This window comes from Ralstonia sp. TCR112, assembly GCF_007997035.1.
Lineage (GTDB): Bacteria > Pseudomonadota > Gammaproteobacteria > Burkholderiales > Burkholderiaceae > Ralstonia > Ralstonia edaphi.
Genome location: NZ_VOSS01000040.1, coordinates 17606 through 32173, shown reverse-complemented (window position 1 = coordinate 32173; position 14568 = coordinate 17606). Strand labels below are relative to the sequence as shown.

10 protein-coding genes and 1 pseudogene are annotated in these 14568 nt (G+C 66.3%); 5 read left to right on the top strand and 6 right to left on the bottom strand.

From position 1 onward, the window contains the following. Nucleotides 1–3055, top strand: a 3055-nt coding sequence (locus FUT88_RS12980; RefSeq protein WP_147215661.1) for a cytochrome P450, incomplete at its 5' end; no start/stop codon positions are given. A gap of 170 nt (nucleotides 3056–3225) precedes the next feature. After that, complete coding sequence (locus tag FUT88_RS12975; RefSeq protein WP_009240655.1) at nucleotides 3226–3516, top strand: hypothetical protein; 291 nt, start codon at nucleotides 3226–3228, stop codon at nucleotides 3514–3516. 55 nt (nucleotides 3517–3571) lie between these two features. On the opposite strand, the gene FUT88_RS12970 is transcribed toward FUT88_RS12975, so the two are convergent. The 3 genes and pseudogenes from FUT88_RS12970 to FUT88_RS12960 all read right to left on the bottom strand — a co-directional run bounded on the left by FUT88_RS12970 (nucleotide 3572) and on the right by FUT88_RS12960 (nucleotide 6407). Then, a complete protein-coding gene (locus FUT88_RS12970; RefSeq protein ID WP_147215659.1) occupies nucleotides 3572–4726 on the bottom strand; it encodes a Gfo/Idh/MocA family protein in 1155 nt (384 codons plus the stop codon). Between the two features lie 152 nt (nucleotides 4727–4878). Beyond that, nucleotides 4879–5222 (bottom strand): annotated as a pseudogene (locus FUT88_RS12965) (antibiotic biosynthesis monooxygenase family protein). Nucleotides 5223–5270: 48 nt separating this feature from the next. Continuing rightward, complete coding sequence (locus tag FUT88_RS12960; protein WP_147215657.1) at nucleotides 5271–6407, bottom strand: cytochrome P450; 1137 nt, start codon at nucleotides 6405–6407, stop codon at nucleotides 5271–5273. Between the two features lie 86 nt (nucleotides 6408–6493). On the opposite strand from FUT88_RS12960, the gene FUT88_RS12955 reads away from it, so the two are divergent. Beyond that, the gene (locus tag FUT88_RS12955) at nucleotides 6494–7210 is read left to right on the top strand and encodes an ArsR/SmtB family transcription factor (RefSeq protein WP_147215655.1); all 717 of its coding nucleotides are present in this window, start codon (nucleotides 6494–6496) and stop codon (nucleotides 7208–7210) included. 17 nt (nucleotides 7211–7227) lie between these two features. On the opposite strand, the gene speG is transcribed toward FUT88_RS12955, so the two are convergent. Genes speG through FUT88_RS12940 form a run of 3 tightly spaced genes read right to left on the bottom strand, consistent with a single transcriptional unit; the run spans nucleotide 7228 to nucleotide 11111 of the window. Then, complete coding sequence (gene speG / locus FUT88_RS12950; protein WP_102066311.1) at nucleotides 7228–7770, bottom strand: spermidine N1-acetyltransferase; 543 nt, start codon at nucleotides 7768–7770, stop codon at nucleotides 7228–7230. Between the two features lie 55 nt (nucleotides 7771–7825). Next, nucleotides 7826–8968, bottom strand: coding sequence for a PepSY-associated TM helix domain-containing protein (locus FUT88_RS12945; protein WP_147215653.1), 1143 nt, complete (start codon nucleotides 8966–8968; stop codon nucleotides 7826–7828). Nucleotides 8969–8990: 22 nt separating this feature from the next. Beyond that, nucleotides 8991–11111 carry a TonB-dependent receptor gene (locus FUT88_RS12940; protein WP_147215651.1) on the bottom strand — a complete coding sequence of 707 codons (2121 nt, stop codon included), beginning with the start codon at nucleotides 11109–11111 and terminating at the stop codon, nucleotides 8991–8993. 267 nt (nucleotides 11112–11378) lie between these two features. Between FUT88_RS12940 and FUT88_RS12935 the strand changes: the two genes are divergently transcribed. Then, entirely contained in the window at nucleotides 11379–12455 is a 1077-nt protein-coding gene (locus FUT88_RS12935) for an oxidoreductase (protein WP_147215649.1), read from the top strand. Further along, nucleotides 12452–14563, top strand: coding sequence for a cation:proton antiporter (locus FUT88_RS12930; protein ID WP_147215647.1), 2112 nt, complete (start codon nucleotides 12452–12454; stop codon nucleotides 14561–14563). Before FUT88_RS12935 ends, FUT88_RS12930 begins: the two co-directional genes overlap by 4 nt. Nucleotides 14564–14568 lie beyond the last annotated feature (5 nt).

Genomic DNA, 14568 nt, shown 5'->3' with positions numbered 1-14568 from the left:
GCGCGTGCCGTTCGTCTATTCCGCCGATCTGGTGGCCGAACTCTGCGACGAAACGCGTTTTCGCAAACTGATCGGCCCGCCGCTCTCGTTCCTGCGCGCGGGGGCGGGCGATGGCCTCTTCACGGCGCATCAGGACGAGCCCAACTGGGGCAAGGCGCATCGCATTCTGCTGCCGGCTTTCAGCCAGCGTGCGATGAAGGGTTATTTCGATGTGATGCTCGAAGTCGCCAATGCGCTGGCCGACAAATGGGCGCGCCAGGGGCCAGACGCCGATATCCCCGTGGCCGACGACATGACGCGGCTCACGCTCGACACCATCTCGCTGGCGGGTTTCGGATACCGTTTCGATTCGTTCAACACGCCGGAGCTGCATCCGTTCCTGGCGGCCATGGTGGGGGTGTTGTCCGAAGCCATGGGCAAGCTCACGCGCCTGCCGCTCAAAGACCGCTTCATGCGCGAGCACCATCGCCGGTTCGAGCAGGACGTTGCCGCCATGCATCAACTGGTGGACGAGGTGATCCACGCGCGCCGTCAGGCAAAAGATGGCGGCGTCGGCGCGAGCGACTTGCTCGGCTTGATGCTCAACGCGCGCGATCCCCTATCGGACGAGCCGCTGGATGACACCAACATCCGCTTCCAGGTCATCACCTTCCTGATTGCCGGGCATGAGACGACGAGCGGGCTCCTGACCTTTGCGCTGTACATGCTGCTGCGCCATCCGGCCGTGCTGGCGCAGGCGTATGCCGAGGTTGACCGCGTGCTGCCGGGCGATACCGTGCCGCAGTATGCGCACCTCGCGCAGCTCGACGTGATCGAGCGCGTGCTGAAGGAAACGCTGCGCCTGTGGCCGACCGCCCCGAGCTTTGGCGTGGCGCCGTATGAAGACACGCGCATTGGCGGCCGCTACGCCATCCGCAAGGACCAGCGCGTGGTGACCGTGCTGCTGGCGCTGCATCGCGATCCGGCGGTGTGGGATCGCCCCGAAGTCTTCGATATCGACCGCTTCCTGCCAGAGAACGAAGCCAAGCTCCACCCGCACGCCTACAAGCCCTTCGGCAACGGCGAGCGCGCCTGCATCGGCCGCCAGTTTGCGCTGACCGAAGCCAAGCTGGCGCTGGCGGTGATCCTGCAGCGCTTTGCGCTGTCCGACCCGTACGACTACGGCTTCCAGATCAAGGAAACGCTGACGCTCAAACCGGACGGTTTCCGCCTGCGCGCGCGGCTGCGCAACGCGCGGGAGCGGCTGTCGATCGCCACGCCTGCGCGCACCGAGGCCGCCACGCAAGACGCCGCCGAATCGGCACTTGCCGGCGGCGGTGAACCGATGCACGTGCTGTACGGCGGGAGCCTGGGCACCTGCCAGGACATCGCCGAGCAGCTCGCGGCCACCGCATCGCGTGCCGGGTTCGACGCCAAGGTGGCGCCGCTCGACGCCATTGCCGATGCGCTGCCGCAGCAGGGCACGCTCATTGTGGTGGCCGCCACCTACAACGGCCGTGCGCCGGACAGCGCCCGCACCTTGGAGGCGCGGCTGGACGCGGCCGATGCGCTTACCCGCCAGGCAACCGGGTTGCGCTATGCCGTCCTGGGTTGCGGCAACTCGCAATGGCCCGCGTTCCAGGCGTTCCCGAAGCGAGTGGAAGCGATGCTTGTGGCAGCCGGCGCGCAAGCCATCGTGCCGCGTGGCGAGGCGGACGGAAATGCCGGTTTCGATGCTGCCGTCGACGCCTGGACGCGCAGCCTGTGGAGCGCCCTGGGCACCCGCCAGACACACGCCGACGGCCCGTCCGTCCACGTCGACTACGTTGCGCCTGATGCGCTCCGTGCCGCCACGCTGCCGCCCGCCGCACGCGCGATGACGGTGCTCGCCAATGAAGAACTCGTCAGCGACGCCACTGGCCTGTGGGATTTCACGCGCGAAGCGCCGCGCGGCCCGACGCGTCATCTCACGGTGCAGTTGCCCGACGACGTGAGTTACGCCACTGGCGACCACCTCGCCGTCTACCCGCGCAATGCCGATGACCGTGTCGACGCCGCCATCACACGGCTTGCGTTGGAGGGCGATGCGCTCGTCACGCTGACCGCACGCCATGCGCACGTGCGGCACTTGCCGCTGAACCAGCCGGTATCCGTGCGCCAGTTGCTGCGCGATTTCGTCGAGCTGCAGGACACCGCCACCGTGCGCGATATCACCGCGCTGCACGCGGCCACGCGCTGTCCGTTCACGCGTGGTCAGCTTGCCGTCTGGCTCGAAGGCGATGAAGCGGCCGAGCGCTTCAACCGTGACATTCAAGTCGCGCATGTCAGCGTGCTCGATCTGTTGATCCGCTTCCCCGCGATCGAGCTGACGCTGGACGCGTTTCTCACGCGGCTTGGGCCGATGCGCCCGCGTCTCTATTCCATCGCGTCGTCGGCGCGGGTGTCGCCGGGCGTGGCCGCGCTGACGGTGGGCACGGTGTCGGGGCCGGCATGGTCTGGCGTCGGCACGTATCGCGGGACGGCATCGAACTACCTGATGACGCTGCATGCGGGCGCCGAGATCGCTGCCGCCGTGCGCACCCCCAATCCGCCGTTCGCCCCTGACGCAGACCCCAGCAAGCCGATGGTGCTGATCGGCGCTGGCACGGGCATCGCGCCATTCCGTGGCTTCCTGGAGGAGCGCGCCGCGCAGCAGGCGGCGGGTGAGGCGGTGGCAACGTCGCTGCTGTGCTTCGGCTGCCGCCACCCGGAGCACGACTTTCTCTACCGAGACACCTTGCGAGCGTGGGAAGACGCAGGCGTGGTGCGCGTCTTTCCCGCGTATTCCTGCGTGGCGGAGCATCCGCATCGCTTCGTGCAGCATGCCCTGTGGGATGCGCGCGAAGCTGTGTGGGCGGCGTTCGATGCGGGCGCCACGTTGTATGTCTGTGGCGACGGCCGTGCGATGGCGCCAGCGGTGCGCGACACGCTCATCCGCATGCACCAGGCGCGCTACGGCAGCGATCTGTCGACCGCGTCGGACTGGTTGGCGATGCAGATGCAATCCGGCCGCTACCGGCAGGACGTCTTCAACTGACGTTCCGATAAGGTTGCTGCTGGTGTTGTGGCGCTGCCGCATCGGCTGCCCGCTTGAGCCGGGGCCGGGATGCCACATGTTACGATTTGCCCCTTGGAGTACCGCGCTTTTGGCCCAGCGACGCCCTGTCAGGCGCGTCCGGCGCAGTGGCTCCATGAGGAGAAATGAGAATGTGGCGCCGAATCAAAGCGTCCTGGATGGCGATCTTTCTGGTCACCCTGCTGGGTGTCGGGTACTTGTGGATGTACCGTTTTGAGCCGCTGCTCTCCGGCGAGGCCGGCAGCGATGTGTTTGTGTGGGACCGCTGGACCCACCGCGTCTGTGCGCTGACCGACAACGGCGAAGCCACGGAATGGCGTTGCGATAACGCTATGGAAACCGACGGCTCCAGCAGCAACACCAATTCGGATGTCTCGATCCGCAAGCGCATGCGCGACGCCGTGCAGCGCATCAATCTGTAAATCCTGAGTCCCACGCCCGCCGTTCGTTGCGGGCGTTTTTCTTTTTCGGTTCTCCTTATCCCTGGCTGGGTTCAGCCGCGTCCACCAGTTCCGGCGACGGCACAGGCGGCAGCTTGCGCACCTGCGCAGTCTCCATGCGGCCTTGACGCTGGAACGGCCCCAGGTTTTGCGGCTGGCCCGATTCGAGCGCGCGCTCGATGGCGGCCAGTACGCGCACGTCGGCCAAGCCTTCTTCGCCATTGGGCTCGGGCTCTCGGTTGTTGAGGATGCAATCCGAAAAATACTGCAGCTCGCCGCCAAACTGGTCGGTCGCGTCGAACGCCTGTTCGTGCGTCTGGCCGTCGATGGTGGCGCGGTATTTCAGCCCAACGCCAAACATGAACCCAGGCGAAACTTCCAGATCGCCCTTTGTCCCGAGAATGCGGTACTGGTCGATGCTTGCTCCGCTGTAGCTGACGACGAACTGGGCGACGCGGTGCTCGGCAAAACGCAGTGTCACGCTGACGGTGTCGTCGAAATTGAACGGGAGGTCGGGGTCGCGCACGCCGCAGGCGGACACCTCGATCGGCTCTTCGCCAAAGAGATTGCGCACCGCGTTGATGGGGTACACGCCCATGTCGGACACGGGCCCGGCCCAATAGCCGTGGTTGGCGCGGTGGTTGGACGGCGCCACCGATTGGCTGAACACGGCCGAAAACGCGCGAATGCGGCCCAGCTTGCCGCCTCGCACCAGTTCAATGGCGGCCAGTGTGGCGGGCTCGAAGTGCAGCCGGTAGGCAATCATCAATTTCGCATTGCCGTTGCGGGCCGCGTCGATCATCGCTTCGCAATCGGCCTCGCTGGTGGCCATGGGCTTTTCAAGCAGGACGTGGATGCCGCGCTGGAGGGCGGGCAGGGCGTACTGCCGGTGCATGTCGTTGGGCAATGCAAGGTAGATCGCGTCGATATCGCCCGAGGCGAGCAACTGGTCGTAGTCGGCATAGCCGTGGACATGCTGGATGCCGTAGCGGTCGGCCAGTGCGGTGGCCTTGGCCTCGTCGCCGGTGACCAGCGCGGTGACGACCGAGTTACCGCTTTGCGCTACGCCCGGCAGGAACGCGGCCTGGGAAATCCACCCGGCGCCGACCACGGCATAACGCACCGGGCTCTGAACGGTGCGGGCGGGAGCGACTTGCGGCTCACGTTCAGCCTCATGAGAAGCGGTATTCATGACAATTCCTTTGCAATCGTTGCGCACGGCAGCATGCCGGGGCCGTGATGCGGCGTGCTCGGCCGTGCAGGTTCTGACTGGTTAAGCAAAGGTGGTGCCCGGCGGGCGCAAAAGGCGTCACATCGGGCCCGCAGAGGTGCGCGGCCCTGCGCTCAAGCGTGCTCGGCGCGGCTGTCGGTCGGGGCTTCGTCGCGCTCGGTCATGCCGTAGTCGCGCACCACGTGGGCGATGCGCAGGCGGTAGTCGGCAAACGCGTGGTCGCGGCCGACGTGCTGCGCGCCGCGGTGCTGCTCCATGTTGCGCCAGGCCTTGACGGCCTCTTCATCGCGAAAGAACGACAGCGAGAGCATCTTGTCCGGATTGGTGATGCTCTGGAAGCGCTCCACCGAGATGAAGCCATCGACTGCTCGAGCAGGGGCTTCAGCCGTGCGGCAAGGTTGAGGTAGGTGTCGCGCTGGCCTTGTGCAGGCTCGACTTCAAAGATGACGGCGATCATGGCAAGTCTCCTGTGGGGTGTTTTCGTGATGCGTTCGGGGGTGCAACTTCAAGCTTGAAAGCGGGGAATGCGCGCATTGGGCGAGGGGCGGTATGTCAACTTGCCAAGGCCGGCGAGCCATCGGTCGACACCCGGCAGGCTCAGCAGATGCTGCACCGTTTCGCGCGCGATGGTGGTTGCCAATGCGTCGGCGGGCAGCGGTGCGCGCGCCGCCGACGTCCACAGGCGCGGCGCTGCGCGGTCGATGTCGAAGCGTAGTGGGTCCGGGTTGGTTGTGCCATCCACGTTGGCGGCGGCCAGCACCACCAGGATCTTGTCGCCGGCGCGCAGCGGCTGGTCGAGCAGCGCGATATCGTGCGCGACGAAGCGGCGCGTGTTCTGCACCGGCGCATCGCGGCGCAGGACTTCACGCACAAAAGGCTCGATGGCGAGCGGCTGCGCGCGCAGCCGGGCAGTCAACCCGGCGTGCCGCGACAGCGCAACGATGCAGTTGCCAAGCAGCCCGGCGCAGGCGTCGTAGGTTTGCGCGAGCAGGGCGGCGAGATTGGCGATGTCGGCGTCGTTGTCATCGTCACCGCCGGCGAACGGCGAGTCGGCAAAGCGCTGCTGCAGGCGGCCCACGGCGGCATCGGCCTGCGCGACCACCCCTGCGCTGGCCCCCGGGCCCAACGCGGCCAGGTAGGCGGCAATGTCGGCCTGGCAGGCAGGTGCATCGGCGTGATCGCCCAGCAGCGTTTGCGCCATCGTGGCGAGCGGCACGCGAAAGTGGGCATCGGTATCCAGCGCGGCATCCAGGCTCGCTGCGTCGGGCAGAGTAGCGCGCGCTTGCCGCTGCGCGCGGCTGGCCAGCGCCGATACATCCAGCCGGCCCAACGCGGCCATCACCTTGGCTTTGCGTGTGCTGTGATCCGGCCCGTCGATCTGGCGCACGAGGCGGCCAAAAAATGCGCCCGTGGGCGTTGCCGCCACGGCCTTGGGCACCGGCTCTTCTGCAGGCCGTACGCGACACGCGGCGCTGCCCAGCACGGCATCGACGGCTTCGGCGCCGGCGGCCACCCACCAGCCGAGCGTGGCATCGAAGAAGAACGGACGCGTGGCGGCCAGTTCGGCGTAGTAGGGCGCGGGGTCGGCATGCACGATGGCTTGCAGCACGTCGGCGGGCGGGGCGGTGTCGAGGGCGGTCATCAGCGTGGGGCGGGAGTAAGATGGCTCCCATTCTCTGGACTGGCCGCCCGCCTGTCACGCGCCAACAGTTTGGTCTCCATCGAACCATGACCGCATCTTCCCCAGCCACCGCATCGACAACCCAGCCGGACATCGGCCGCGTGGCCGCCACCATTGGTGATCCGACCCGGATCCGCATGCTGCTGCTGTTGATGGAAGGCCGCTCGCTCACCGCCAAGGAACTCGCCTACGGCGCCGGTGTGGAGCCCGCCACGGCCAGCGCGCACTTGCGCCGGCTCGAGGCCGATGCGCTTATCACCTCGTTGTCGAGCGGACGCTACAAGTACTTCGGGCTGCGCTCTCCGGCGGTGGCGGAGATGATCGAATCGCTGCTGGTGGTCGCACCTGAAAAACCGGCGGACCCGCGGCGCTCAGCCGTGCCCGAAAACCTGCGTGCCGCACGCCTGTGCTATGACCACCTGGCCGGGCAGCTCGGCACGGAGGTGTCGGAGAAATTGCTGTCGCGCGGCTGGCTGACGCAGCTCGATGAAACGCATGGCGCCTACGACGTCACGCCCGAAGGTGAGCAGGCGCTGGCCGCCATCGGCGTCGACGTGAATGCACTGCGCAATGGCCGACGCCGCTTTGCTTACGGCTGCATGGATTGGAGCGAACGTCGCCCGCATCTGGCAGGCGCGCTCGGGGCCGCCGTGGCGGAGCGCTGCATCGCGCTGGGGTGGCTGGCGCGGCAAAAGCATTCGCGGGCCCTCAACATGACCGAGGTCGGGCAGCGCGAACTGCATGCGTGGCTGCGCACGGCGTAGGGCCGTGCTGTTGTGCGTCAGTTGGCGCCGCGGATCGACTTGACGTAATCGCGCTGGAACACGCACATGCGCAGCGCGTTGTGATACGCGCCGTTGCTGAAGAACTCTTCGATCAGCTCGCCTTCGCGCTGGAAACCGCATTTCTCGTACACGTGGATCGCGCGTTCGTTCACCACGTCGACAACGAGATACAGCTTGTGCAGATTCAGCACCATGAACGCATAGTCGACGGCCAGTCGCGTCGCGGTTGACGCATAGCCGTGACCTTGCCAGCCGGGCGCGATGATGATCTGGAATTCGCCGCGGCGGTGGATGTAGTTCAACTCCATCAACTCGACCAGACCCACGGCTTCGCCGGCGTCGTTTTCACAGATGAAGCGGCGCTCGCGCTGGTCGTGCACGTGGCGGTCGTAGAGTTGCGAGAGTTCAGTAAAGGTTTCGTACGGCTCTTCGAACCAATAACGCATGATCTTCGCGTCGTTGTTCAGCTCGTGCACGAAACGCAGGTCGTTGCGCTCGAGGGGGCGCAGGCAGAGGTCGCGGGATTTTTCGATCACCATGATGTTGTCCTTGTTGTGTTGAGGCGCCCGACATCGCGTCGCTGCCCCTACGTTGTCAGCAAGGACGTGTCGCTGCGGATGCGTGTTTGCGCTGCGGTTGCGCGCGTCGGCGCCGATCCAGATAGAGCCACCACCCCGTTGCCGCAAACACCGGCAGCATCAACGCTCCGATCAACACTAGCACGACGCCGATGGGTCCGAAGTAGCGTCCATTGTGGAGCGGCAACATCCCGGCCAGCAGGCGTTGCATCGGCGGCTTGTCGGCGAAGGATTCGTTGCGGATGACGGCGCCGGTGCCGGCGTCAAGCGTCAAACGGTTGAAGGCGCGGTCGTGCGGTGCATCGGCCGGGAGCCAGTTGATATCGACCTTGCCGGTGCGGGCATCGTCAATACGCAGGGTGGCGGTTCCGTAGTTTGACGCGTTGGCCAGGAAAACGTTCCACGTGCGCTCCAATGCCGCACCGTCGAGCGGTTGTCGCGCGCCTTCCACCGGTTTTGCCTTGGCGACAACCGGCATGCCGGCCAGGCGCTGCAGGCCATCGCGGTACCAGTCATACGCCCAATACAACCCGCTGAAGGCGGCGAGCAAATACAGCGGCAACACCAGCGTACCGATGACGGTATGCACGTCCCACCAGCGGATGCGACCGGCGCGACTCCATCGGATGACGAGCCAGCTTCGCCAGTTCGAGACGCGACGCGGCCAACGCAGGTACAGGCCCGAGAGGGCCATCACGACAAGCCCCACCGTGCTGGCTCCGACGATCTGCTTGCCGATCTCATCAGCCAGCAGCGTTCGATGCAGCAACTTCACGGTGGCAAAGAAGCGCTGCGCGCGCGCCTCGGGCAGCAAGGTGCCGGTAGCGGCATCGATGTAGCGCAGCTCTCCGCGGCTGCTGCCGCCGTGTTTGCCGGGCGGCCAGGCGTACCAGACGCGCCACGGCTCGGTTGGGTCGGACGCAGCGGTGATGAAGGTGACGGGGCGATCCGGTATGGCCGCACGCGCCTGCGCAGCCACCTGTGGCAACGTCGGCGCAGGGCCGCTGCGCGCGGGCAGGGTGAGCACGCCGGGATTGAGCGCGCGCAGCAGTTCATCTTCGTAGGCCATCAGCGCGCCGGTAGCGCCAACGATGGCCAGCACCACGCTGGCTGACAACCCGATCAGCCAGTGCAAGCGGAAGAGCACCTGTCGCAGCATCGCTTGTTCGCCTGTTCGGCGCTTACATCTTGTAGCGCACGCCCAGCAGCGCCATGCGCGGGGCACCCGGCATGTTGTAGTTCTCGGCGCCGCCATGCGCCGACACGTAGTAGGCGCGGTTGAACAGGTTCTGCAGGTTCAGCGTGACATCAAGGTGCTTGCTGCGATAGCCGGCACCCAGGTCGACGGTCATGTAGCCGGGCAGCGTCGTCAGGTTGTACTGCGATGCGTAACGCGCAGCTTCCGCACGCACACCACCCGCTACGTAGAAGCCGTTCGGCAGATCGTGCTTGAGCCACACCGAGCCGCTATGCCGCGGCGTGAGCGACGGCTGGTTGCCGTTGACGGCCACACCGCCGCTGCGGTCGTTCGGGTTTTCCAGGCGGCCGTTCAGGTAGGCATAGCTCGCCATCAGCGACCAGGTCTTCACGATCTCGCCCGTGAACGACAGCTCCAGCCCGCGCGTGCGTTGCGTGCCGATGGGCACACCGAGCAGCGTGACCGGGTCGGCTGCTGTCAGGTTGGTCTGCTTCATGTCGAACAGCGCGGCCGTGACGCTCGCGCCGGCCGAAAGATCGTACTTGGCGCCGATCTCGTAGTTCGTGGTCGATTGCGGAGCCAGCGCGCCGCTGTTCGGGAAGAAGGTGAAGCTATCGGCCAGCGGCTGGAACGAGCGGCTGTACGACGCGTACAGCGAGAGCGGCTCGATCGGGTGATACACAACGCCGAAGCGCGGGCTGACCGGCTTGTCGGTGCGTGACAGATCGACATTGCGCGGGGTCAGGTCGTCGCGGCTCTGCTTGAGGATTTCATAGCGCAGGCCGGCGAGCACCGTCCATTGCGGCGAAAACTTGATCAGGTCCTGCACGTACGCTGCATACGTCTCGTTGTGCGAGAGGCCGTAGTTCGTCGGCACCGCGTTGCCGGGCACAGTCGGCAACACCTGCAGCGTCGGGTTGAACAGGTTGTACGTCGTGCTGCCTGGTGCGGCAGCCACACGGTCGCTCTTGTCCTGGTAGCCCAGCTCGATGCCGTACAGCAGCGTGTGCTGGATGCCCCAGGTCTCGGCCTTCTGCGTCAACTCGTTCTGCCACAGCGTGCCGCGGTCGTTGCGGTTGCGCTGGTTGACGGCGAGCGTGACGGTCGGGATCGGCCCATCGGTGACGCGGCTGACCGTCGTGTAGTTGTTGCGGCCGAGCGAGTATTCGTAGTTGCGCACCACGCTGTGGAACGACCATTTGTCGTTGAAGCGGTGGTCCAGCGTGCCGGTCACGCTCTTGACGGTGGATTCCACATTGCCGGCGCCCGCATCAGCCGAGCCGTAGCGCGTCTCGATGGGAACGTTCACCGGACGACCGCGATACGACGGCACGCCCTGGTCAGCGATGCGCTTGTCGTGCAGGTAATCGAACTGCACCGTCAGCTTGGTATCGGGCGCCAGGTTGAACAGGAACGACGGGGAGATCGCCTGGCGGCGCAGGAAATAGTCGTTGCGGAAGCCGCCCGAATCCTCGACCGCACCGGTGATGCGCGCGCGAATGGCGTCGTCGTTGATGGACGTGTTCAGGTCGAACTCGGCGCGCTTCTGCTGCTCGGTGCCCACCACCACGCCCACCTCGGCCAGCGGCGTGGCCAGCGGTTTCTTGGTCACGCGGTTGATGATGCCGCCGGACGAGCCTCGTCCGTACAGCACGGCCGCCGGACCCTTCAACACTTCAATGCGGTCGATGTTGGACAGGTCGCGGAAGTAGAGCGAGTCGTCGCGCAGGCCGTCGACGTACTGGTCGTTGATCGACGAGAAACCGCGAATGGTCACCTGGTCGCGCTGCGCATCGCCCAGCGAGGCCGACACGCCCGGCACGTTGCGCAGCGTGTCGTTGATCGACAGCGCGCCCTGGTCCTGGATCACCGCACGCGGCACGACGTTCACCGACTGCGGAATCTCACGCAGCGGCACGGGAATCTTCGTGGCGGTGTTGGCGATCGGCGTGTCGTAGCTCGTGCTGCTGCGCGTGCCCTTGACCGTGGACGTCGGCAACGTGCCCGCATCGGCTGCGGCTACGGTGTCGGCGGCAGTTGCCACGTGGGCAAACGGCAGCGTTCCAAGGACGGCCAGAGACAGGCACAAACGTTTCGGCGGCATTGCAGTTCCCGTAAAGTGAAAAGTAAGACGCGACTCCCTCCCCCGAGGTGCGGCGCCTTCAGAATGTGAAGGCGCAGATAATAATGAGAACAATTCCTATTTACAAGAGAGTTAAGGCGTGTTTTTGACGATACGCAACGTTTGCTGGCCGTGGGTCCAGCAACTTTTTGTGCGACGTCCTAAGGTTTTGGGCACCAAGTTGCCGCGCCGTCGTCTGACTCGCCTGTTTTCTGCCATTTTTTCGACATGTCTCATTCATCACATCAGATGCCATTGAGAGCCGCTTTGATCGGCTACGGTTATGCCGGCAAGCTCTTTCACGCCGCGTTGATCGACGCCACGCCGGGGCTGCATTTGCGGGTCATCGGTTCCACCCGGCCGGAGGCCGTGCATGCGGACCGGCCGCCGGCTGTTGTCTGCGCGCCCGAAGCGGCGGCCACGCACGCAGATGTCGACCTCGTCATCATTGCCGCGCCAAACGACCGCCACGCGCCGTTGGCTGAAGCTGCGTTGCGCGCCGGCAAGCATGTCGTCGTGGACAAGCCGTTCACCGTCACGCTGGCAGAGGCGCGGCATCTGGCGCGGGTGGCGCGGGAGACGGGGCGCATGCTGTCGGTGTTTCAGAACCGCCGCTGGGACAGCGATTTCCTTGCCGTGCAAGCCGCCATGGCGGGCGGCGCCATTGGCGAGGCCATGCACGTCGAGGCGCATTTCGATCGTTATCGTCCGGAGGTGCGTGCGCGCTGGCGTGAGCAGGCGGGGCGGGGCACGGGCATCTGGTTTGATCTCGGTCCGCACCTCGTCGACCAGGCGCTGCAACTGCTTGGCCTGCCCGATGCGGTGAGCGCTTCGTTCGCACGCCAGCGGCCAGGCGCGGAAACGCCGGATTGGGCGCATGTCGTCCTGGAAATGGGCGAGCGGCGCGCCGTGCTTCACGCGAGCATGCTGGTGGCGGGCGGCTCGCCGCGCTGGGTCGTCCACGGCACGCGCGGTTCGTTCATCAAGCGGCGGATGGATCAGCAGGAAGCGCAACTGCTGGCCGGGATGCAACCCGGCGCGCAAGGCTGGGGCGCCGACGACGACGCGAGCCTGCTCATCGACGGCGCAACATCCACCGAAACCGACATCGCAACGCCTGCTGGCGATCAGCGCGCCTACTACGCCGCTGTGCGCGACGCCATCCTCGGCGAGCGCCCAAATCCCGTTCCGCCCGTTCAGGCGGTGGCCGTCATGGCTGTGCTCGAAGCCGCCGTGGCCGCTGCCGAAACCGGCACGGCCGTCGTGCCGGTCCTGACCGATGCCGAACGGGCGGATTGGCTCGCTGTGCGGGAGGCAGCGTCGTGAACGGCGTCGTGATCCTGTTGCTGGTGGCGGGCGGTCTGCTGGCGGTGGTGGCGCTGGTGCAGATGCTGGCTTCGCGCCTGACGCTGCCCGAATCGACCTTGCTGGCGCTGGCGGGCATCGGTATTGGCGGCGCCTATGTGATCTTGCGCAGCAGCGCGCCCGCCTTTGCCACCACGTTCTTCGCACCGCTCGTCGACCCGAGCTGGCCGGCGGAGGCGTACCTGTGGCTGTTCCTGCCACCGCTGCTGTTTCAGGCAGCGCTGTCGGTCGATGTGCGCAGCATGGCGCCGGATGCCGCGCCGATTCTGATGCTGGCCATCGTGGCCGTGGTGGTCGCCACGGGGGTGATCGGCCTCGCTGCGGCGGCCGTCACGCCGTTCGGCATCGTCACGTGCCTGCTGCTCGGCGCGATGATCGCCACGACCGATCCTTCCGCCGTGATTGCGGTGTTTCGCGACGTGGGCGCACCGGCGCGGCTGATCCGCCTGGTGGAGGGCGAGGCGCTGCTGAACGATGCGGCCGCCATTGCCATCATGGGCGTGCTGCTCGCAATGCTGACGGGAAACGGCGGTGACGCCACCGTTAGCACCGGCCTGCGGGAGCTGGCCAAGGCGTTTGGCGGCGGCGTGGTGTTCGGTTTGATTGCCGGGCGTATCGCCGCATTCCTGTTGCCAGCGCTGCGCGGCATCGCCCAAGCCGAAGCCGCGTGGACGCTCGCGCTCCCGTATCCGCTGTATCTCGTGGCGGAAAACATGCTGGGCGTGTCGGGTGTGGTGTCGGTGGTCTGCGCCGGGCTGGTGATCGGCGCGCTGGGCCGCACGCGTCTGACGCCGCGCAACTGGTCCCATCTGCAACTGATTTGGGAGCAGATTGCGGCGCTGGCTGGGGCGGTGGTCTTTCTGTTGGCGGCGGTGCGCGTGCCGGAACTGCTGCACGGCGTGGTGTGGAAAGACGCGCTGTGGCTGGCGGTGATCGTGCTGGCGGCACTGGCGGCGCGCCTTGCCGTGCTGTTTGGGCTGTTGCCTGCGCTGGCGTGGCTCAAGCTTTCCGCGCCGGTCAGCCATGCCTACAAGCTTGCCCTCGCGTGGGGCGGCCTGCGAGGTGCTGTCACGCTGGTGCTGGCGCTCGGTGTGGCCGAGAACCAGGCCGTGCACGAGGCCGATCGTCATTTCGTCACCATCCTCGCCACCGGCTTTGTGCTGGTGAGCGTGCTCTTCAACGGGGCGACGCTGCGCTGGGTGATGCGGCAGTTGGGGCTCGATCAGTTGTCGCCGCAAGAGCAAGCCTTGCAAGGCCAGGCGCTGAGCATGTCGACGGAGGAAGTGGAATCGACCATGCGCCGCATCGGCGGGCATTTTCATTTCACGTCGGGCGCGACCGATCAGGCGGCGGAGGTGTATCGGCGGGAGGTCGCGGCCGGCGCGCTCGAGCTGAACCTTGAAGAAGCGCTGTCCGAGCGCGAGCGCCTGACCATCGGCCTGGTATCGCTTGCCACGCGGGAGCGCGAGTTGATTCCCGAGTACGGCAACGGCCTTGTCTCGATCCGCAACCTCGACGCCATGATGCGCAACACCGCGGACATGATCGACGCGGCGCGCACGGAGGGGCGCCTGGGTTACAAGCGCGCGTCGCGGCGCATCCTGGCCAAGAACGCCGGCTACCGCTTTGCGGTGTGGCTGCATCGTGTGGCGCATATCGACCGGCCACTGGCCAACGCGCTGGCCGATCGCTTTGAACTGCTCATTTGCCGCCAGACGGTGCTCGAACGCTTGCGCGCGTACAACCGTACGTCGCTGCAGCCCGTGCTGGGCGAGCGCATGGCAGACCTGCTCGACGGCGTGTTGATCACCCGTATCGAGGCCGCGGAGGAGGGCCTGGCCGAGCTGCGCGAGAAGTTTGGCGACTACAGCGCCGCGCTGGAAAAACGCCTGCTGGTGCTGTTCGCGCTATACATCGGCCAGAGCAAGATCGACACGATGCTGGCCGAAACGGTGATCTCAAAAGAGGTCTACAAGCAGATCAGCGCGGTGATCCGCCGTGCATGGACGGCCGCGCTGCCGCGGCCGCCGCTGTCGACTGCGCTGCGTATGCCGGCCGCACCGCGGTAGTGTGG

Bases quoted from the DNA above. Each gene is read 5' to 3' on its own strand.
- FUT88_RS12975 (WP_009240655.1), top strand. From the start codon at position 3,226: ATGTGGCGCCGAATCAAAGCGTCCTGGATGGCGATCTTTCTGGTCACC.
- FUT88_RS12970 (WP_147215659.1), bottom strand. From the start codon at position 4,726: ATGAATACCGCTTCTCATGAGGCTGAACGTGAGCCGCAAGTCGCTCCC.
- FUT88_RS12960 (WP_147215657.1), bottom strand. From the start codon at position 6,407: ATGACCGCCCTCGACACCGCCCCGCCCGCCGACGTGCTGCAAGCCATC.
- FUT88_RS12955 (WP_147215655.1), top strand. From the start codon at position 6,494: ATGACCGCATCTTCCCCAGCCACCGCATCGACAACCCAGCCGGACATC.
- speG (WP_102066311.1), bottom strand. From the start codon at position 7,770: ATGGTGATCGAAAAATCCCGCGACCTCTGCCTGCGCCCCCTCGAGCGC.
- FUT88_RS12945 (WP_147215653.1), bottom strand. From the start codon at position 8,968: ATGCTGCGACAGGTGCTCTTCCGCTTGCACTGGCTGATCGGGTTGTCA.
- FUT88_RS12940 (WP_147215651.1), bottom strand. From the start codon at position 11,111: ATGCCGCCGAAACGTTTGTGCCTGTCTCTGGCCGTCCTTGGAACGCTG.
- FUT88_RS12935 (WP_147215649.1), top strand. From the start codon at position 11,379: ATGCCATTGAGAGCCGCTTTGATCGGCTACGGTTATGCCGGCAAGCTC.